Source organism: Modestobacter sp. SYSU DS0290 (assembly GCF_054050955.1).
Map to the genome: position 1 here is coordinate 78,958 of NZ_JBJHAI010000018.1, position 14,173 is coordinate 93,130.

A 14,173-nucleotide genomic window follows, 5' to 3' on the forward strand; every position below is an offset into this window, starting at 1 on the left:
TGACCGGGCGGCAGGCGGGGTCGCGAGCCGCGCGCACCCCGCCGGCGCGCCGGGATCAGCCGGGAACGCCCCGCCCCGCCGCCACCGCCGCCGGGTGCTCGGGGGTGAGCAGCACGTCGGCGGCGGGGTGACGGCGGCGCCCGGGCCGGCGGGCGGTCCGGGCGACGCCGAGGACGGCGTAGGCCGCCACGGCCATCAGCACGATGGTCCCGCCGGAGGGGGTGTCGGCGTAGAACGAGGCCACCGTGCCGCCCACCGACACGGCCACCCCGATCAGCACCGCGACGGCGAGGCTGGATCGGAAGCTGCGGGCGACCAGCTGGGCGCAGCCGGCGGGCAGCACCATCAGCCCGCTGATCAGCAGCAGGCCCAGCACCCGCATGGACAGGGTGACGGTGGTCGCGGTGACCACGGCCAGCAGCACGTTCAGCGACAGCACCGGCAGGCCGCCGGCGCGGGCGTGCTCCTCGTCCAGCGCCACGGTGAACAGCCACCGGCCCAGCCCGACGGTGACCGCCAGCACCACGGCGGCCAGCACCGCGAAGAGGACCAGGTCGCCCCGCGTGGTGGTGGTGAGCGCGCCGAACAGGTAGCCGTCCAGCGTGATCGGCGTCCCCGCCGGCGCTCGGGTGACCACGACGACGCCCCCGGCCAGCCCGCCGTAGAACATGACCGCCAGCGCGACGTCGGCGCTCGCCGAGCGGCGCGCCCGCAGCACCTCCACCACCACCGCGCCGGCCACGGTGACCAGCAGCGCGGTGAGCACCGGCGCGGACCGGGTGACCAGACCGACCGCCACCCCGAGCAGGGCGACGTGCCCGAGGCCGTCACCGATCAGCGACAGCCGGCGCTGCACCAGGTAGACCCCCACCGTGGGCGCGGTGACCCCGACGAGGACGGCGGCCACGAGGGCCAGCCGCATGAACTCGTAGCTCAGCACGGCGCCGGCGTGCCCGGCAGGGTGACCACCCGGGTCACCACGTCGGCGAGCGGGCCCAGCTCGTGCAGCACCACGACGGCGGCGGCGCCGGTCTCGGCGAGCCCGGCGAGCGTGCCGGCGAGCACCCGCTGGCTGGCCGCGTCGACGCCGGCGGTCGGCTCGTCGAGCAGCAGCAGCTCCGGGTCGCCGGCCAGCGCGCGGGCGACCAGCGCGCGGCGCTGCTGACCGCCGGAGAGCTCGGCGAGGGGACGGCGGTCGAAGCCGGCGAGGCCTGCGCCCTCCAGCGCGCAGTCGACTGCGCACCGGTCGGCCTCGCCGAAGCGCTGCCAGGGGCGCAGCCGGGTGAGCCGGCCGGTGGAGACCAGCTCCCGCACGGTCACCGGCACCCCGCCGGTCACGGTGTGCCGCTGGGGCACGTAGCCCACCCGGTGCCAGTCACGGAACCGGTCGCGGGGCCGGTCGAACACGCGCACCTCGCCGGCCAGCACGTCGCACAGCCCGAGCAGCCCGCGCACCAGAGTCGACTTGCCCGACCCGTTGGGCCCGCGGACGGCGACCACCTCCCCGGGGCGGACCGTCAGGTCGACCCCGCTGAGCACCGGTTGCCGCCCGTGCCCGAAGGCAGCCCCCTGCACCGACAGCACGGCCTCCGGCGCAGGTGGGAGGAGCGCGGCGGCCGGTCCGGGGCGGGCGCTCAGGAGCACTGCTGCCCCTCGCGCAGGTTGGCCAGGTTGGCCCGCATGAGCGCGAGGTAGTCCTCGCCCTGCGACTGGTCGGTCAGCCCCTCGATGGGGTCCAACTGCCGGGTCTGCGCGCCGGTCTCCCGGGCCACGGTCTCCGCGACGGCCGGGCTGACCAGCGTCTCGACGTAGATCGTGTGCACGTCGTGCGCGCGGACGAACTCCGTCGCCTCGGTCAGCGCACCGGTCGAGGGCTCCGCGTCGGGGGCCAGCCCGCTGATGCCGAACTGCCGCAGGTCGTAGGCGTCGGCCAGGTAGCCGAAGGCGGAGTGGCTGGTGACCAGGTCCCGGGTGGCGCAGTCGGCCAGCCCGGCCCGGAACTCGCCGTCCAGCGCCTCGAGCTCTGCCCGCAGGTCCTCGGCGTTGACCGCGTACCGCTCGGCGTTCGCCTCGTCGACCGTGCCGAGGAAGTCCGCGAGGGCGTCGCCGACGTCGGCCATCCGCATCGGGTCGTGCCAGAAGTGCGGGTCGGTCACGCCCTCCCCGTGCTCGTCGTCGGTGTGCTCGTCCTCCGGGTCTGCCTCCTCGTCGTGCCCGTGGTCGTGCGGCTCGTAGGTGAGCGACAGGTCGGCCGCCGCGCCGGCGTCGAACGCCCGGTCACCGGCCTGCCGGTGCACCGCCGCGTCCACGGCGGGCTGCAGCGCCGGGAGGTACACCACGGCGTCGGCCTCGGCCGTGGCCGCGACGTCCCGGGGGGTGAGCTCGTACTCGTGCGGCTCCGCGCCGTCCGGGGTGAGGGCGGTGACGGTGCCGAGGTCGCCGACCACCTGCTCGCTGAGCCAGGCCAGCGGGTAGAACGCGGCCACCACCGTCACGTCGTCGCCCCCCGGCGAGCCGGCTGCCGCGGACGACCCGCAACCGGTGAGCAGCAGCACGGCGGCGAGCGGTGCGGCGAGAGCGGGGGAGCGGCGGAGAGGCGGGGACATGCCGCCATGCTGTCGCTAACGACAATCATTGTCAAAAAGCGTGCGGCGGCCACCACCGGAACGGCATGAGAGGGTGCCCGCAGCCGGCAACGGGAACCGTTCTCCGGGCGGGCTGTGACGAGGGAGGCGGACATCGGCGAGCTGCTGGCCGACCGGCCCATCCGGCGGCGCGGGCCCCGCAGCGGCGACCTGCTCGGGGCGGGTGTCGCGGTCCTGGTCGTCGCGCACTTCACCGCCCCCGGGCTGCTGGCGTCCCCGGCGCTGCTCGCGTGGAGCACCGTGTTCGTCGCGGTCTGCCTGCAGGCGCTGCCGTTCCTGGCACTGGGTGTGCTGCTGTCTGCGGCGATCAGCACGCTGGTGCCCGCCTCGTTCTTCACCCGCGTGCTGCCGCGGCGCCCGGCGCTGGCGGTGCCGGTGGCCGGGGCGGCCGGCATGGTGCTGCCCGGCTGCGAGTGCGCATCGGTGCCCGTCGCCGGCAGCCTGGTCGGCCGGGGCGTGCCGCAGGCGGCGGCGCTGGCGTTCCTGCTGGCCGCGCCGGCGATCAACCCGGTGGTGCTGGTGGCCACCGCGGTCGCCTTCCCCGGCCAGCCGGAGATGGTCGCCGCCCGGTTCGCCGCCTCCCTGCTGGTGGCGGTGCTGATGGGCTGGCTCTGGACGGCGTTCGCCCGCCCCGGCTGGCTGCGGGTGCCTCGCGCCCCGGCGCCGGACCCCGCGGCCGGCCGCGGCGACGCGTTCCGCCGGGCGGTGCAGCACGACCTCGTGCACGCCGGTGGCTTCCTCGTCGTCGGCGGGCTGACCGCGGCCACCCTGAACACCCTGGTGCCCCGGGCCTGGCTGGAGACGGTGGCCGGATCGGCCGTCCTGTCGGTGCTGGTGCTGGCGGCGCTGGCCGTGGTGCTGGCCATCTGCTCGGAGGCCGACGCCTTCGTGGCGGCCAGCCTCACCTCGTTCTCGCTGACCTCGCGGCTGGTGTTCCTCGTCGTCGGCCCGGCCGTCGACGTGAAGCTGGTGGCGCTGCAGGCGGGCACCTTCGGCCGCGGGTTCGCGCTGCGCTTCGCGCCGGCCACCCTGCTGGTCGCGGTCGCCGTCGCGCTCGGCGTGGGGGAGGTCCTGCTGTGAGGGCGCGCCCCGACCGGCCCACCCAGCAGGCGCTCCTGCTGCTGCTGGGCCTGGTCGTGCTGGTCGTCGCGCTGACCGACCAGCACCTGGCCTACGTCCGCGCCGGGTTCCAGCCCTTCCTGGTCGCGGCCGGGGTGCTGCTCGTCGCCGTCGGTGGGCTCGGGCTGCTGCGCGACCGGGGACGCCGGCCCGAGCACCCGGGGCCCGGGGTGGGCTGGCTGCTGGCCGCGCCGGTCGCCGTCCTGGTGGTGGTCGCACCGCCCGCCCTGGGTGCCTTCTCCGTCGACCGCCTGGCGCCCGCCCCGGTGGCGGTCACGACCGCGCCCGGGGCGGGGATCGGCCCGGACGACCCCGGCGCCGACCACCGCACCATGACGCTGCTGGAGTACACGATCTGGTCCCAGGCCGACCCGGCGGCGCTGGCGGAGCGTCGGGTGCGCCTCGTCGGCTTCGCCGTCCCGCGCGACCACGGTGACTGGGACCTGGCGCGGTTATCGATCAACTGCTGCGCCGCCGATGCCACCGCGCTGCGGGTGCAGGTGGCCGGCGGCCCGCCCGCGCCGGCCGCCGACCAGTGGGTGGAGGTCGTCGGCACCGCGGGCCGCCGGGACCCCGGTGGACCGCCGGTGCTGCGCGCCGTCCACGTCGAACGGATCGCCGCACCGGCCGAGCCCTACGAGTGATGCAGCAGGGCAGAGATGGCCGCTCCTGCCCTCACAGGGCGCCTTCGCGGGCGCCGCGCCAGATGTCGATGCCGGCGTCGACGGCGTGCTGGTCGATGGCGGCGAGCTCCTCGGCCGAGAACTCCCGGTGGTCCAGGGCGGCGACGTTCTGCTCCAGCTGCCCGACGCTGCTGGCGCCGATCACGAGCGAGGTCACCCGCTCGTCGCGCAGAGCCCAGGCCAGCGCCAGCTGCGCCAGCGACTGCCCCCGCTCCCGGGCGATCCCGTCCAGCGCCCGGACGTGGGTCAGGTACTCCTCGGTGATCATCCCCTGGTCCAGCGACTTGCCCTGGGTGGCGCGGGAGCCCTCGGGAACCCCGCCCAGGTACTTGTCGGTGAGCATCCCCTGGGCCAGTGGGGAGAAGCCGATGCACCCGGCGCCGACCTCGGCCAGCGTGTCGAGCAGCCCCTCGGTCTCGATCCAGCGGTTGAGCATCGAGTAGGACGGCTGGTGGATCAGCAGCGGCGTCCCGAGGTCGGCGAGGATCCGCGCCGCCTCCCGGGTCATCTCCGGGGAGTAGGAGGAGATGCCGACGTAGAGCGCCTTGCCCGACCGGACGGCGGTGTGCAGCGCGCCCATCGTCTCCTCCAGCGGCGTGCTGGGGTCGGGCCGGTGGCTGTAGAAGACGTCGACGTACTGCAGCCCCATCCGCTGCAGCGACTGGTCCAGGCTCGCCAGCACGTACTTGCGTGAGCCGCCGCCCTGGCCGTACGGGCCGGGCCACATGTCATAGCCGGCCTTCGTGGAGATGACCAGCTCGTCGCGGTACGGGCGGAGGTCGTCGCGCAGGTGGCGGCCGAAGTTGACCTCGGCGCTGCCGTAGGGCGGTCCGTAGTTGTTGGCCAGGTCGAAGTGGGTGATCCCCAGGTCGAAGGCGCGGCGGAGGATCGCGCGCTGCCGGTCCAGCGGCACGTCGTCGCCGAAGTTGTGCCACAGGCCCAGGCTGAGCAGGGGCAGGTCCAGCCCGCTGGTGCCGGTCCGCCGGTAGGTCATCGCGTCGTAGCGGGTGGGGTCCGCTGAGTAGGCCATGGGCAGATCGTGCCCGGCGGGCAGCGGGTCAGCGACGCCGGGCCGGACGGCGGCGCGGGCGGTCGGCGGCTGCCGTGCCGGTGGACCAGTGCGCAGGGCGGGTCAGCGACGCGGGCAGCGAGGTGCCGGCGTCGCCGGTGGCGGCGGTCAGCTGCGGCTGGGTCAGGAAGAGCGCGCCGGTGAGGTCGGCGCCGCGCAGGTCGGCGGCGCGCAGGTCCGCCCCGAGCAGGTCGGCGTGACGCAGGTCGGCCCCGCGCAGGTCCGCCCCGATCAGGTAGGCGCCGCGCAGACTCGCCCCGTGCAGGTCCGCGCCGCGCAGGGCCGCGCCCATCAGGTCGGCGCCGCGGCGGTCCCGGGCCCGGTCGGGCACGGCGGCGCGGAGCACCTCGCTGACCCGCCCCAGCAGTTCGCCGACCTCTCGCCGCAGTGCGGCGGCGTCCAGCCGGGTCAGCTCGCCGGCGGTGGTGCGGGTGAGGTCGTCGGTGCGGGCGTGGGCCGCGCCGACCTCGGCGGCCAGCGGTCCGGGCGGCAGCAGGGCGCGTGCCTCGGTCAGGTGCCAGAGCAGCTCGGTCAGCTGCCGCATGACCGGGAACACGGCGAAGACCGCTGCCGCCGTCGCGGGGTCGGTGCGCCAGTCCTGGCCGGGGAAGGTGTCCTGGGTGACCCGCTGGCCGGCGCCGAAGCAGTCGAAGACGACGCAGCCGGGGAACCCGCGGTCGCGCAGCTGGTCGTGCACGCCGCACCGGGAGTCCGCCTGCAGGTTCGGGCACGGCGTGCCGGCGGGCTTGTCGATCGCGAAGTCCGCGGAGGCGGCGAAGGCCGGCGCGACGCAGCACAACCCGGTGCAGCGGCTGCAGTCGGCGGTCAGGTCGCGGCGCGCGTCCGCCAGCTGGCGGAGGGGGGTGCGCGGGTCGGGCACGGGAACCTCTCTGCAGCGGGGGGCGGCGCCCGGGGTCAGCCGATGCGGCAGGCGCAGCCGCGGTCCAGTGTCCCAGCGGCGGTGGCCCGGCAGAACCGGGCCCCGATCGGGTCGTGGGCAGCCATCGGGTGGGGGCAGGCCGGGCAGCCGGGCTCGTCCCCGGACCGGAGGTCGGGAGCCGGCAGGGCGGCAGCGGGGTGCGGGAGGTACGCGGGTGCGGTCATGGCAGCGACCTGACTCCGCCGACGGCGCGGCGGTGGTGCCCCGGGAGGGGATCGCCGTCCCGGACGGCTGTCCTGGACCGGCGAGGTGACCGTGCTCGCGACGTTACGCCCGCCCACCGGCGGCGCGGCGGGGCAGCGCGGCTGAGCTCGGGCGGGCGGGCACCGGCGTAGCGTCCGTCACCTGGAGCCGACCGGTTCCCGGTGAGGGAGTGGTCATGGTCGACAAGAACGCCTCGAAGAAGTCCGGCAGCAGCATCAAGGAGAAGCGGGCCGCCAAGAAGGCGGCCGCGGACACCACCTCCGGCATGGAGAAGCTCACGCACGGCAAGCACTGATCGTCGCGGCCGGGGCGCCCCGCGCCCCGGCTCGCGGATCAACCCGGCTGCGCCGCCAGGTGCTCGCGCAGCACGGCGACCACCAGCTCGTGGTCGGCGACCTGCGGCAACCCGGACACGACGACGACGCCGACCGGGCCCACGTCGCGCACCAGCACCGGGAAGGCCCCGCCGTGGGCGCGGTACCGGTCGGGGTCCAGCCCGAACTGCTCCTCGAACGTCGTCCCCGCCTCACGGGCCCGCTGGCCGACGTAGAGGGAGCTGTGCCCGAACCGGTCGACGACGGCGGCCTTGCGGCGGATCCAGGTGTCGTTGTCCGGCGCGGTCCCCGGCAGCGCGGCGTGGAAGAGCTGGTGGCCGTTCCGGCTGATGTCCACGGCCACCGGCAGCCCCTCGGCGCGGGCCCGGGTGACCAGGGCGAGGCCGAGGTCCCAGGCGTCGTCGTTGTCGAACCGGGTGAACTGCAGCTCCTGCTCCTCGGCGAGCAGCTGGGTGCAGGAGGGGAAGTCGTCGGCCATGCGCCGTTCCTACCCGATGCCCCGGGCGCCGGCCGCGTCGGTCGTCAGCCGGCCAGGGTGGTCGCCAGCAGCAGCAGGCCCGAGGCGGCACACAGCCCCAGCGCCAGCCGGCGGACCACGGCGAGCCCCAGCCGGCGCCGGACCGGCCGGGCGAGCAGGTGCCCCACGGCCACGAACGGCAGCAGCGTCAGGCCGCTCACGGCCGCCCGTCCGGTCAGCTCCCCGCCGGTGGACAGCAGCGCCAGCGAGATCACGGACGTGACCACGAAGAACAGCGCGAGGTTCGCCCGCTGGGTCGCCGCACGGTCCGGCCGGTAGGTCACCACCATCGGCGGCCCGGGCGCCGCAGCGACCGTGGAGAACACGCCCGCGGTCAGGCCGGCCCACCGGAGGGCCCGCGGGCCTGAGGGCAGCTGCAGGCCGGCCGCGGAGACCACGCAGGTGACCAGGACCAGGCACCCGATGGTCAGGGCGAGCGCGGTGTCGTCCACCGCGCGCAGCAGGAGCACGCCGGCCAGCGCGCCGGGGACGCTGGCCAGGGCGGCTCCCCGGAGCACCCGCGGCTGCCACGCGCTCCGTTCCGACCACGCGACGGTCACGGTGACGAGGAGCCCGACCAGCAGGAGCGGCCCCGGCACCAGGTCGGGGTGGAACAGCAGCAGCAGCGGCCCGGCCACGATGCCGAACCCGACGCCGGCGGTCGCCTGGGCGACCGTGGCCACCACCACGACCAGGCCGCTGAGCAGCCAGGCGGTCACGATGCGGCGCTCAGCTCACACCTCGGTCACGTCGAAGGTCTGGGTGGGGGAGACGTACTCGTCCTGTGCGGCCACCAGCAGGATCTCGCGTGCCCCTGCCTCCGCGGTGCGGCGCAGCAGCCCGAACACCGACGCGGCCGCCCGCCCGAGGGACTCGGCGGCCGAGCGGGTCTCCAGCCAGTGGGCGAGGAAGAGCGCGGCGATCGCGTCACCGGCACCGTTCACCGAGACGCCCAGCCGTGGGGTGCGCACCCGGAAGTGCCGCCCGCCCTCGGAGGCCAGCAGGTCGACGGCGTCGGCGGGGGTGTCGTCGGCGACCAGTGAGGTGGTGAGCACCACGCGCGGGCCGAGCGCCTGCACCCCGGCGACGGCGTCCTTCACCGAGGACAGCGACGTCGTGCGGGTGCCCGACAGCAGGTCGAGCTCGAAGTGGTTCGGCGTGACCAGGTCGGCGGCCGGGACGGCGACCTCGCGCATGAACTCCGGGATGCCCGGCCGCACGAAGATCCCGCGCCCGACGTCGCCGATCACCGGGTCGCAGCACCAGACCGCCCGGGGGTTGGCGGCCCGGACCTTGGCCACGGCGCCGAGCACCGCGTGGCCGATGTCGGCCGAGCCCATGTACCCCGACAGCACCGCGTCGCAGCTGCCGAGCACGCCGCGGTCGGCGATCCCCTGCACGACCTCGTCGACGGCCTGGCCGTCGAAGACCCGGCCGGTCCAGTCGCCGTAGCCGGTGTGGTTGGAGAACTGGACGGTGTGCACCGGCCACACCTCGACGCCCAGGCGCTGCAGCGGGAAGACCGCCGAGGCGTTGCCGGCGTGGCCGTAGGCCACGTGCGACTGGATGGACAGCACGTTCACCATGACGGGAACGGTCGCACACCGGCCGGGCGGCGTCGCCCGGCCGGTGTGCCGAGGGCGGTCAGCCGCGCGGCTGGACCTCGGCCATCGGGCCCCAGCCGGCGAGGTCCGCGGAGTCGACGTACATGATCGACGGGGTCGCGGCGACCCAGTCGGGCATCTCGCCGATCGCCTTCTGGAAGTGTGCGGACGAGGTGTGCGTGGCGCCGGCCGCCGCGTCGGCGAAGCCCTCCACCAGCACGTAGCTGTTCGGCTCGTCCACGCTGCGGGACCACTCGAACATGATGTTGCCGGGCTCGGCGCGCACCGCGCTGGTGAACTCGGCGACCAGCTCCGGCCAGCGGTCGGCGAGCTCGGGACGGACGGGGAACTTCACGACGATCAGGATCACCGGTCCAGGCTAGCCAGCGGGCCGGTCGCGCGCGGCGTCGTCCCGGGCGGCCGAGAGCCGCTCGAAGACCGCGGCCAGCGTGGTCTGCTCCTCGGCGCTGAGCAGGTCGACGAAGTGTGCGCGGACGGTGCGCACGTGGCCCGGTGCGGTCCGGGCGATCGCCGCCCGCCCCGCGTCGGTCAGGTGCACCATCGTCCCGCGCGCGTCGTCGGGGCACTGCCCGCGGGTGAGCAGCCCGCGCTTCTCCATCCGGCGCAGCTGGTGGGCCAGCCGGCTGGACTCCCAGCCGACGGCGCGGCCGAGCTCCCGGGCCCGGACGGCGCCCTGGGGCGCCTCGGACAGCGGGGCGAGCAGCGCGTACTCCGCGGCGGAGAGCCCCTCGGCGGTCAGCTGCTGGTCGACGGCGACCTCGATCCCGCGGCTCAGCGACAGGAAGGCGCGCCACACCCGTTCCTCGCGCTCGTCCAGCCAGGCGATGTCGTCCATGCCGAGGAGCGTAGCCGCGGGTTCCCTGACACGTCAGCAAAACGGCGTACGGTGGAGGGCCGACCACCCGCACGAGAGAGAGGGAGCCCCGTGGCCTTCGAGTTGGGCATCATCACCTTCGGCGAGGTGACCCCGGACCTGTCGACCGGGACCACACCGACACCGCAGACCCGGGTCCGGGAGACGATCGAGCAGGCGGTCCTGGCCGACCAGGTCGGGCTCGACGTTTTCGGGGTGGGCGAGCACCACCGGTCGGACTTCATCGCCTCCTCGCCGGTGCCGCTGCTGTCCGCCGCGGCCGCCCGCACCGAGCGCATCCGGCTGACCAGCGCGGTCACCGTGCTCAGCTCCGACGACCCGGTCCGGGTGTTCCAGGACTTCGCCACCCTCGACCTCATCTCCGGCGGGCGGGCCGAGCTCATCGCCGGGCGCGGTTCCTACACCGAGTCCTTCCCGCTGTTCGGCTACTCCCTGGCGGACTACGCCGAGCTCTTCGCCGAGAAGCTCGACCTGCTGCTGGCGATCCGCGGCACCAACCCGGTCACCTGGTCCGGCCGGCACCGGGCTCCGCTGGTGGCCGCCGACGTCGCCCCGCGCCCCCTGCAGCAGGAGCTGCCGATCTGGGTGGGTGTCGGGGGCACGCCGTCGTCGGCGGTGCGCGCCGGCGCGCTCGGGCTGCCGATGGCGCTGGCCATCCTGCTCGGCCCGGTGAACTCCCACGTGCCGACCGTCGGGTACTACCGGCAGGCGGCGGCCGAGGCCGGCCACGACCCGGCGACCCTGCCGATCAGCATCAACACCCACGGCTACGTCGGCCGGACCAGTCAGGCCGCGCGGGACACGATGTTCCCGTACTTCTCCGTCGGCATGCGGGAGAACAACCACCAGCGCGGCCGCGGGTTCGACCTCCCGCGCCGGGCCTTCGACGCGCAGGCCACCCCTGGCGGCGGCCTCGTCGTCGGCAGCCCGCAGGAGGTCATCGACAAGATCGCCACCTTCGCCGAGCTGTACGGCGTCACCCGGGCCAACGTCCAGCTGGGCTTCGGCGGCGTGCCGCAGCGGGAGCACCTCGCCGCCATCGAGCTGTTCGGCACCGAGGTCGCCCCGGTGCTGCGCCGGGAGGTCCGGGTGCCCGCGGAGGCCCGGGCATGAGCCGGCCGCTGCGGGTGGTCGTCGTCAACGGCAGCCCGCGCGTCGAGGGCTCGCGGACGATGGGCCTGGCCGGCCTGGTCACCGACACCCTCGCCGACCTGATGCCGATCGAGGTGGCGCGGGTGGACGTGTACGGCCTGGGCCCCGGCTTCACCGGCGCGGTCACCCGGGACGACGTCCCCGCCGACGTCGAGGCGGCCCTGCGGACGGTGGAGACCGCCGACCTGCTGATCCCCGCCGTGCCGGTCTACCGCGGCTCCTACCCGGGGATGTTCAAGCACCTGTTCGACCTGGTCGACCAGTACGCGCTGGCCAACAAGCCGGTCCTGCTGGTGGCCACCGGCGGCAGCGACCGGCACGCCCTGGTCCTGGAGCACCAGCTCCGGCCGCTGTTCGCCTTCTTCCAGGCGCTCACCGTGCCGGTCGCCTTCTACGCCGGCGCCGCCTCCTTCGACGGCGCGCTGGTGCTCGACCCGGAGGTCTACAGCCGGGTGGAGATCGGCCTGGCCGACGTCGCCGACCTGCTGCGGGCCAGGGCGGCTGCCGCGTGAGCGCCGGGCAGCACCGGGTGGCGGTGGTGGGCGCCGGGCCGGCCGGCTTCTTCACCGCCGAGGCGCTGAGTCGGCACCGGGAGGTGGCGGTCGAGGTCGACCTGTTCGAACGGCTGCCGGCGCCGTTCGGGCTGGTCCGCTACGGCGTCGCCCCCGACCACCCCCGGATCACTCGGATGATCACCAGGTCGCTGCACCGGATGGTCGCCCGCGGCGGCATCCGCTACCTCGGCAACGTGGAGTTCGGCACCGACCTCACCCTGGACGACCTGCGGCAGGCCTACGACGCGGTGGTGTTCACCACCGGCGCGAACCGGGACGCCGAGCTGCGGGTCCCCGGCGCCGAGCTCCCCGGGTCGCACGGGGCAGCGGAGTTCGTCTCCTGGTACGCCGGGCACCCCGAGGCCCCGCGGGACTGGCCGCTGGACACCCCCTCGGTCGCGGTGGTCGGCGCCGGCAACGTGGCGCTGGACGTCGCCCGGATGCTCGTGCGCGACGACGCGGGGCTCGCCGACACCGACGTGCCCGACACCGTCCGCGCCCAGCTGGCCGCCAGCGCGGTCACCGACGTGCACCTGCTGGCCCGGCGCGGCCCGGCGCAGGCCCGGTTCACGCCGCTGGAGCTGCGCGAGCTCGGCGAGGTGCCCGGGGTCGACGTCGTCGTCGACCCCGCCGACCTGCAGTTCGACGACGCATCGCGGGCCGCCGTGGCGGCCTCGCACCAGCTGGGCCAGGTGGTGGAGGCGCTCACCGGCTTCGCCGCCCGGGACCCGGCGAGCCGCACCGCGCCGCGCCGGCTGCACCTGCACTTCCTCACCCGCCCGGCGCGGCTGCTGGGCACCGACCGGGTGACCGGCGTCGAGCTGGCCCGGACGTCGCTCACCGGCGACGGCACCGTCGCCGACACCGGTGCGACGACGGTGCTGGACGTGCAGGCGGTCTACCGCGCGGTCGGCTACCGCAGCTCCCCGCTGCCCGGCGTCCCCTTCGACGCCGTCGCCGGGCTCGTCCCCAACGCCGAGGGGCGGGTGCTCGGCCCGGACGGCTCCGCGCTGCCGGGCCTGTACGCCAGTGGCTGGGTGAAGCGTGGGCCGGTGGGCCTGATCGGGCACACGAAGTCCGACGCGGGGGAGACCGTCGAGCACCTGGTCAGCGACCTGCCCGGGCTGCCCCGGGCCGGGCAGCGCGACCCTGACGCGGTGCCGGCGCTGCTGCGGCAGCGGGGCGTCCACCTCGTCGAGTGGTCCGGCTGGGAGCTGGTCGACGCCTTCGAGCGCTCGCTCGGCGAACGGGCCGGCCGGGAACGGGTCAAGGTGGTCGACCGCGCGGAGCTGCTCCGCGCCGCACGGGGTCCGGCGGCCGGGTGACCGGGCCCGACGGCCTGCTGAGCATCAGCGAGGTGTCGCGGCGCAGTGGCCTCACCCTGCCCACGCTGCGCTTCTACGAGTCGCGCGGGCTGGTGACCTCGGTGCGGGGGCCGGGCAACAAACGGTTCTTCGCCCGGCACGTCCTCCGGCGCCTCGCGGTGGTCGCCGCGGCTCAGCGGGTGGGGCTGTCGCTGGCCGAGATCCAGCAGCTGCTCGCCCAGGTGCCCGCCGACCGGGCCCCGACCGCCGAGGAGTGGTCCCGGCTGACCGGCACCTGGCTGGCGCGGGTGGACGAGGCGGTCGCCGGCCTGCAGCGGCTGCGGGTCGACCTCGGCTCCTGCATCGGCTGCGGGTGCCTGTCGCTGGCCACCTGCGGGCTGGTCAACCCCGGCGACGCGGCCGGGTCGCTGGGCGCCGGAGCCCGGTGGCAGGCGGCCCGGCGGGCCGCTCGCCCCGACCGACCGGCGCCCGGCTCAGCCCAGGGCGGCGAACGCGCTGCCGTGCCAGATCAGCGGCGCCCGCCCCGGCACGACGTCGAGGTCGAGCACCCGTAGCAGCACGATCAGGTGGTCCCCGGCCGGCAGCTCGGACTCCACCGCGCAGTCGAACCACGCGGTCGCCGGCTCGATGCGCAGCGCGCCGTCGGCGGTGGCGGTCCAGTCCACCGCGTCGAACCGCTCCGGACGGCGCGAGGCGAGCCTGCGCGCCAGCTCGCCCTGCCCCTCGGCGAGCACGCTGATCCCCAGTCGGGGCAGCCCGCGCAGCGCCGGCCAGCTGCGGATGCCGTGCTGCACGCACAGCGAGACCAGGGGCGGGTCCAGCGAGACGCCGGTGAACGTGGAGGCCACCATCGCCAGCGGCGCGGTGCCGTCGAGGGGGCCGTCGAGGGCGCCGTGGACCAGGCCACCGACCGCGACGACCCCGGTGGGCACCGCCCCGAACGCCCCCCGGAGGGCGTCGGCGGAGACCTCCGCCGACCGGGGGGCCGGGAGGTGCTCGCTCACGCGGCCTTGGTCTCCCAGAAGATCTTGTCGATCTCGGCGATGTAGTCGAGCAGCTTCTGGCCCTCGGCGGGGTCCATGCTGCCCTTGCCGCCGGCGGCGCCGGCCTGCTTGGTGGCCTTGTTGAACA

General features: G+C 75.6%; 19 protein-coding genes. 6 read left to right on the forward strand and 13 right to left on the reverse strand.

What is annotated here, in order from left to right:
- Positions 1-55: 55 nt before the first annotated feature.
- The 3 genes from ACI795_RS15080 to ACI795_RS15090 are packed head-to-tail and all read right to left on the reverse strand — an operon-like array spanning position 56 to position 2,606.
- A complete protein-coding gene (locus ACI795_RS15080) occupies positions 56-940 on the reverse strand; it encodes a metal ABC transporter permease (protein ID WP_457076367.1) in 885 nt (294 codons plus the stop codon).
- Positions 934-1,644 (reverse strand): metal ABC transporter ATP-binding protein, encoded by a 711-nt coding sequence (locus ACI795_RS15085; RefSeq protein WP_457076368.1) that lies wholly within the window; start codon positions 1,642-1,644, stop codon positions 934-936. Before ACI795_RS15085 ends, ACI795_RS15080 begins: the two co-directional genes overlap by 7 nt.
- The gene (locus ACI795_RS15090; protein ID WP_457076369.1) at positions 1,635-2,606 is read right to left on the reverse strand and encodes a metal ABC transporter substrate-binding protein; all 972 of its coding nucleotides are present in this window, start codon (positions 2,604-2,606) and stop codon (positions 1,635-1,637) included. The genes ACI795_RS15085 and ACI795_RS15090 overlap by 10 nt, the downstream gene beginning before the upstream one ends.
- 114 nt (positions 2,607-2,720) lie before the next feature.
- Here ACI795_RS15090 and ACI795_RS15095 point away from each other — a divergent pair, with 114 nt between their 5' ends.
- Both ACI795_RS15095 and ACI795_RS15100 read left to right on the forward strand, forming a co-directional pair.
- Positions 2,721-3,725: a permease gene (locus tag ACI795_RS15095; RefSeq protein WP_457076370.1), complete on the forward strand. Its 1,005-nt coding sequence runs from the start codon at positions 2,721-2,723 to the stop codon at positions 3,723-3,725.
- On the forward strand, positions 3,722-4,408 hold the full coding sequence (locus ACI795_RS15100) for a TIGR03943 family putative permease subunit (protein ID WP_457076371.1): 687 nt from the start codon (positions 3,722-3,724) through the stop codon (positions 4,406-4,408). Before ACI795_RS15095 ends, ACI795_RS15100 begins: the two co-directional genes overlap by 4 nt.
- Before the next feature lie 31 nt (positions 4,409-4,439).
- On the opposite strand, the gene mgrA is transcribed toward ACI795_RS15100, so the two are convergent.
- From mgrA to ACI795_RS15140, 8 genes are all read right to left on the reverse strand, one after another.
- Positions 4,440-5,477, reverse strand: coding sequence for an L-glyceraldehyde 3-phosphate reductase (mgrA, locus tag ACI795_RS15105; RefSeq protein WP_457076372.1), 1,038 nt, complete (start codon positions 5,475-5,477; stop codon positions 4,440-4,442).
- 28 nt (positions 5,478-5,505) lie between these two features.
- Positions 5,506-6,396, reverse strand: coding sequence for a pentapeptide repeat-containing protein (locus tag ACI795_RS15110; RefSeq protein ID WP_457076373.1), 891 nt, complete (start codon positions 6,394-6,396; stop codon positions 5,506-5,508).
- A 35-nt stretch (positions 6,397-6,431) separates the two neighbouring features.
- Positions 6,432-6,620 carry an RGCVC family protein gene (locus ACI795_RS15115; RefSeq protein ID WP_457076374.1) on the reverse strand — a complete coding sequence of 63 codons (189 nt, stop codon included), beginning with the start codon at positions 6,618-6,620 and terminating at the stop codon, positions 6,432-6,434.
- Positions 6,621-6,993: 373 nt separating this feature from the next.
- Positions 6,994-7,473 (reverse strand): heme-degrading domain-containing protein, encoded by a 480-nt coding sequence (locus ACI795_RS15120; protein ID WP_457076375.1) that lies wholly within the window; start codon positions 7,471-7,473, stop codon positions 6,994-6,996.
- Between the two features lie 44 nt (positions 7,474-7,517).
- Positions 7,518-8,231, reverse strand: a complete 714-nt coding sequence (locus tag ACI795_RS15125; RefSeq protein WP_457076376.1) for a sulfite exporter TauE/SafE family protein — start codon at positions 8,229-8,231, stop codon at positions 7,518-7,520.
- Positions 8,232-8,246: 15 nt separating this feature from the next.
- Positions 8,247-9,098: a pyridoxal kinase PdxY gene (pdxY, locus tag ACI795_RS15130; RefSeq protein WP_457076377.1), complete on the reverse strand. Its 852-nt coding sequence runs from the start codon at positions 9,096-9,098 to the stop codon at positions 8,247-8,249.
- A gap of 58 nt (positions 9,099-9,156) precedes the next feature.
- Complete coding sequence (locus ACI795_RS15135; RefSeq protein WP_457076378.1) at positions 9,157-9,486, reverse strand: putative quinol monooxygenase; 330 nt, start codon at positions 9,484-9,486, stop codon at positions 9,157-9,159.
- A 9-nt stretch (positions 9,487-9,495) separates the two neighbouring features.
- On the reverse strand, positions 9,496-9,972 hold the full coding sequence (locus ACI795_RS15140) for a MarR family winged helix-turn-helix transcriptional regulator (protein ID WP_457076379.1): 477 nt from the start codon (positions 9,970-9,972) through the stop codon (positions 9,496-9,498).
- A 90-nt stretch (positions 9,973-10,062) separates the two neighbouring features.
- Here ACI795_RS15140 and ACI795_RS15145 point away from each other — a divergent pair, with 90 nt between their 5' ends.
- Genes ACI795_RS15145 through soxR form a run of 4 tightly spaced genes read left to right on the forward strand, consistent with a single transcriptional unit; the run spans position 10,063 to position 13,596 of the window.
- Positions 10,063-11,124: an LLM class flavin-dependent oxidoreductase gene (locus ACI795_RS15145; protein ID WP_457076380.1), complete on the forward strand. Its 1,062-nt coding sequence runs from the start codon at positions 10,063-10,065 to the stop codon at positions 11,122-11,124.
- Positions 11,121-11,675 (forward strand): NAD(P)H-dependent oxidoreductase, encoded by a 555-nt coding sequence (locus ACI795_RS15150; protein ID WP_457076381.1) that lies wholly within the window; start codon positions 11,121-11,123, stop codon positions 11,673-11,675. Before ACI795_RS15145 ends, ACI795_RS15150 begins: the two co-directional genes overlap by 4 nt.
- Entirely contained in the window at positions 11,672-13,042 is a 1,371-nt protein-coding gene (locus tag ACI795_RS15155; RefSeq protein WP_457076382.1) for an FAD-dependent oxidoreductase, read from the forward strand. Before ACI795_RS15150 ends, ACI795_RS15155 begins: the two co-directional genes overlap by 4 nt.
- Positions 13,039-13,596: a redox-sensitive transcriptional activator SoxR gene (gene soxR, locus ACI795_RS15160; RefSeq protein WP_457076383.1), complete on the forward strand. Its 558-nt coding sequence runs from the start codon at positions 13,039-13,041 to the stop codon at positions 13,594-13,596. Before ACI795_RS15155 ends, soxR begins: the two co-directional genes overlap by 4 nt.
- On the opposite strand, the gene ACI795_RS15165 is transcribed toward soxR, so the two are convergent.
- Together ACI795_RS15165 and ACI795_RS15170 are read right to left on the reverse strand one after the other, a co-directional pair.
- Positions 13,516-14,046, reverse strand: a complete 531-nt coding sequence (locus tag ACI795_RS15165) for a flavin reductase family protein (RefSeq protein ID WP_457076384.1) — start codon at positions 14,044-14,046, stop codon at positions 13,516-13,518. The two genes, soxR and ACI795_RS15165, sit on opposite strands and share 81 nt — an antisense overlap.
- The coding region (locus ACI795_RS15170) for a superoxide dismutase [Ni] (RefSeq protein ID WP_457076385.1) at positions 14,043-14,173 on the reverse strand (131 nt) is incomplete at its 5' end. The genes ACI795_RS15170 and ACI795_RS15165, both read right to left, overlap by 4 nt.

What these genes read in the sequence shown, in the direction of transcription:
- ACI795_RS15090 (WP_457076369.1), bottom strand. Translation starts at nt 2,606, where the DNA reads ATGTCCCCGCCTCTCCGCCGCTCCCCCGCTCTCGCCGCACCGCTCGCC.
- mgrA (WP_457076372.1), bottom strand. Translation starts at nt 5,477, where the DNA reads ATGGCCTACTCAGCGGACCCCACCCGCTACGACGCGATGACCTACCGG.
- ACI795_RS15115 (WP_457076374.1), bottom strand. Translation starts at nt 6,620, where the DNA reads ATGACCGCACCCGCGTACCTCCCGCACCCCGCTGCCGCCCTGCCGGCT.
- ACI795_RS15120 (WP_457076375.1), bottom strand. Translation starts at nt 7,473, where the DNA reads ATGGCCGACGACTTCCCCTCCTGCACCCAGCTGCTCGCCGAGGAGCAG.
- pdxY (WP_457076377.1), bottom strand. Translation starts at nt 9,098, where the DNA reads ATGGTGAACGTGCTGTCCATCCAGTCGCACGTGGCCTACGGCCACGCC.
- ACI795_RS15140 (WP_457076379.1), bottom strand. Translation starts at nt 9,972, where the DNA reads ATGGACGACATCGCCTGGCTGGACGAGCGCGAGGAACGGGTGTGGCGC.
- ACI795_RS15150 (WP_457076381.1), top strand. Translation starts at nt 11,121, where the DNA reads ATGAGCCGGCCGCTGCGGGTGGTCGTCGTCAACGGCAGCCCGCGCGTC.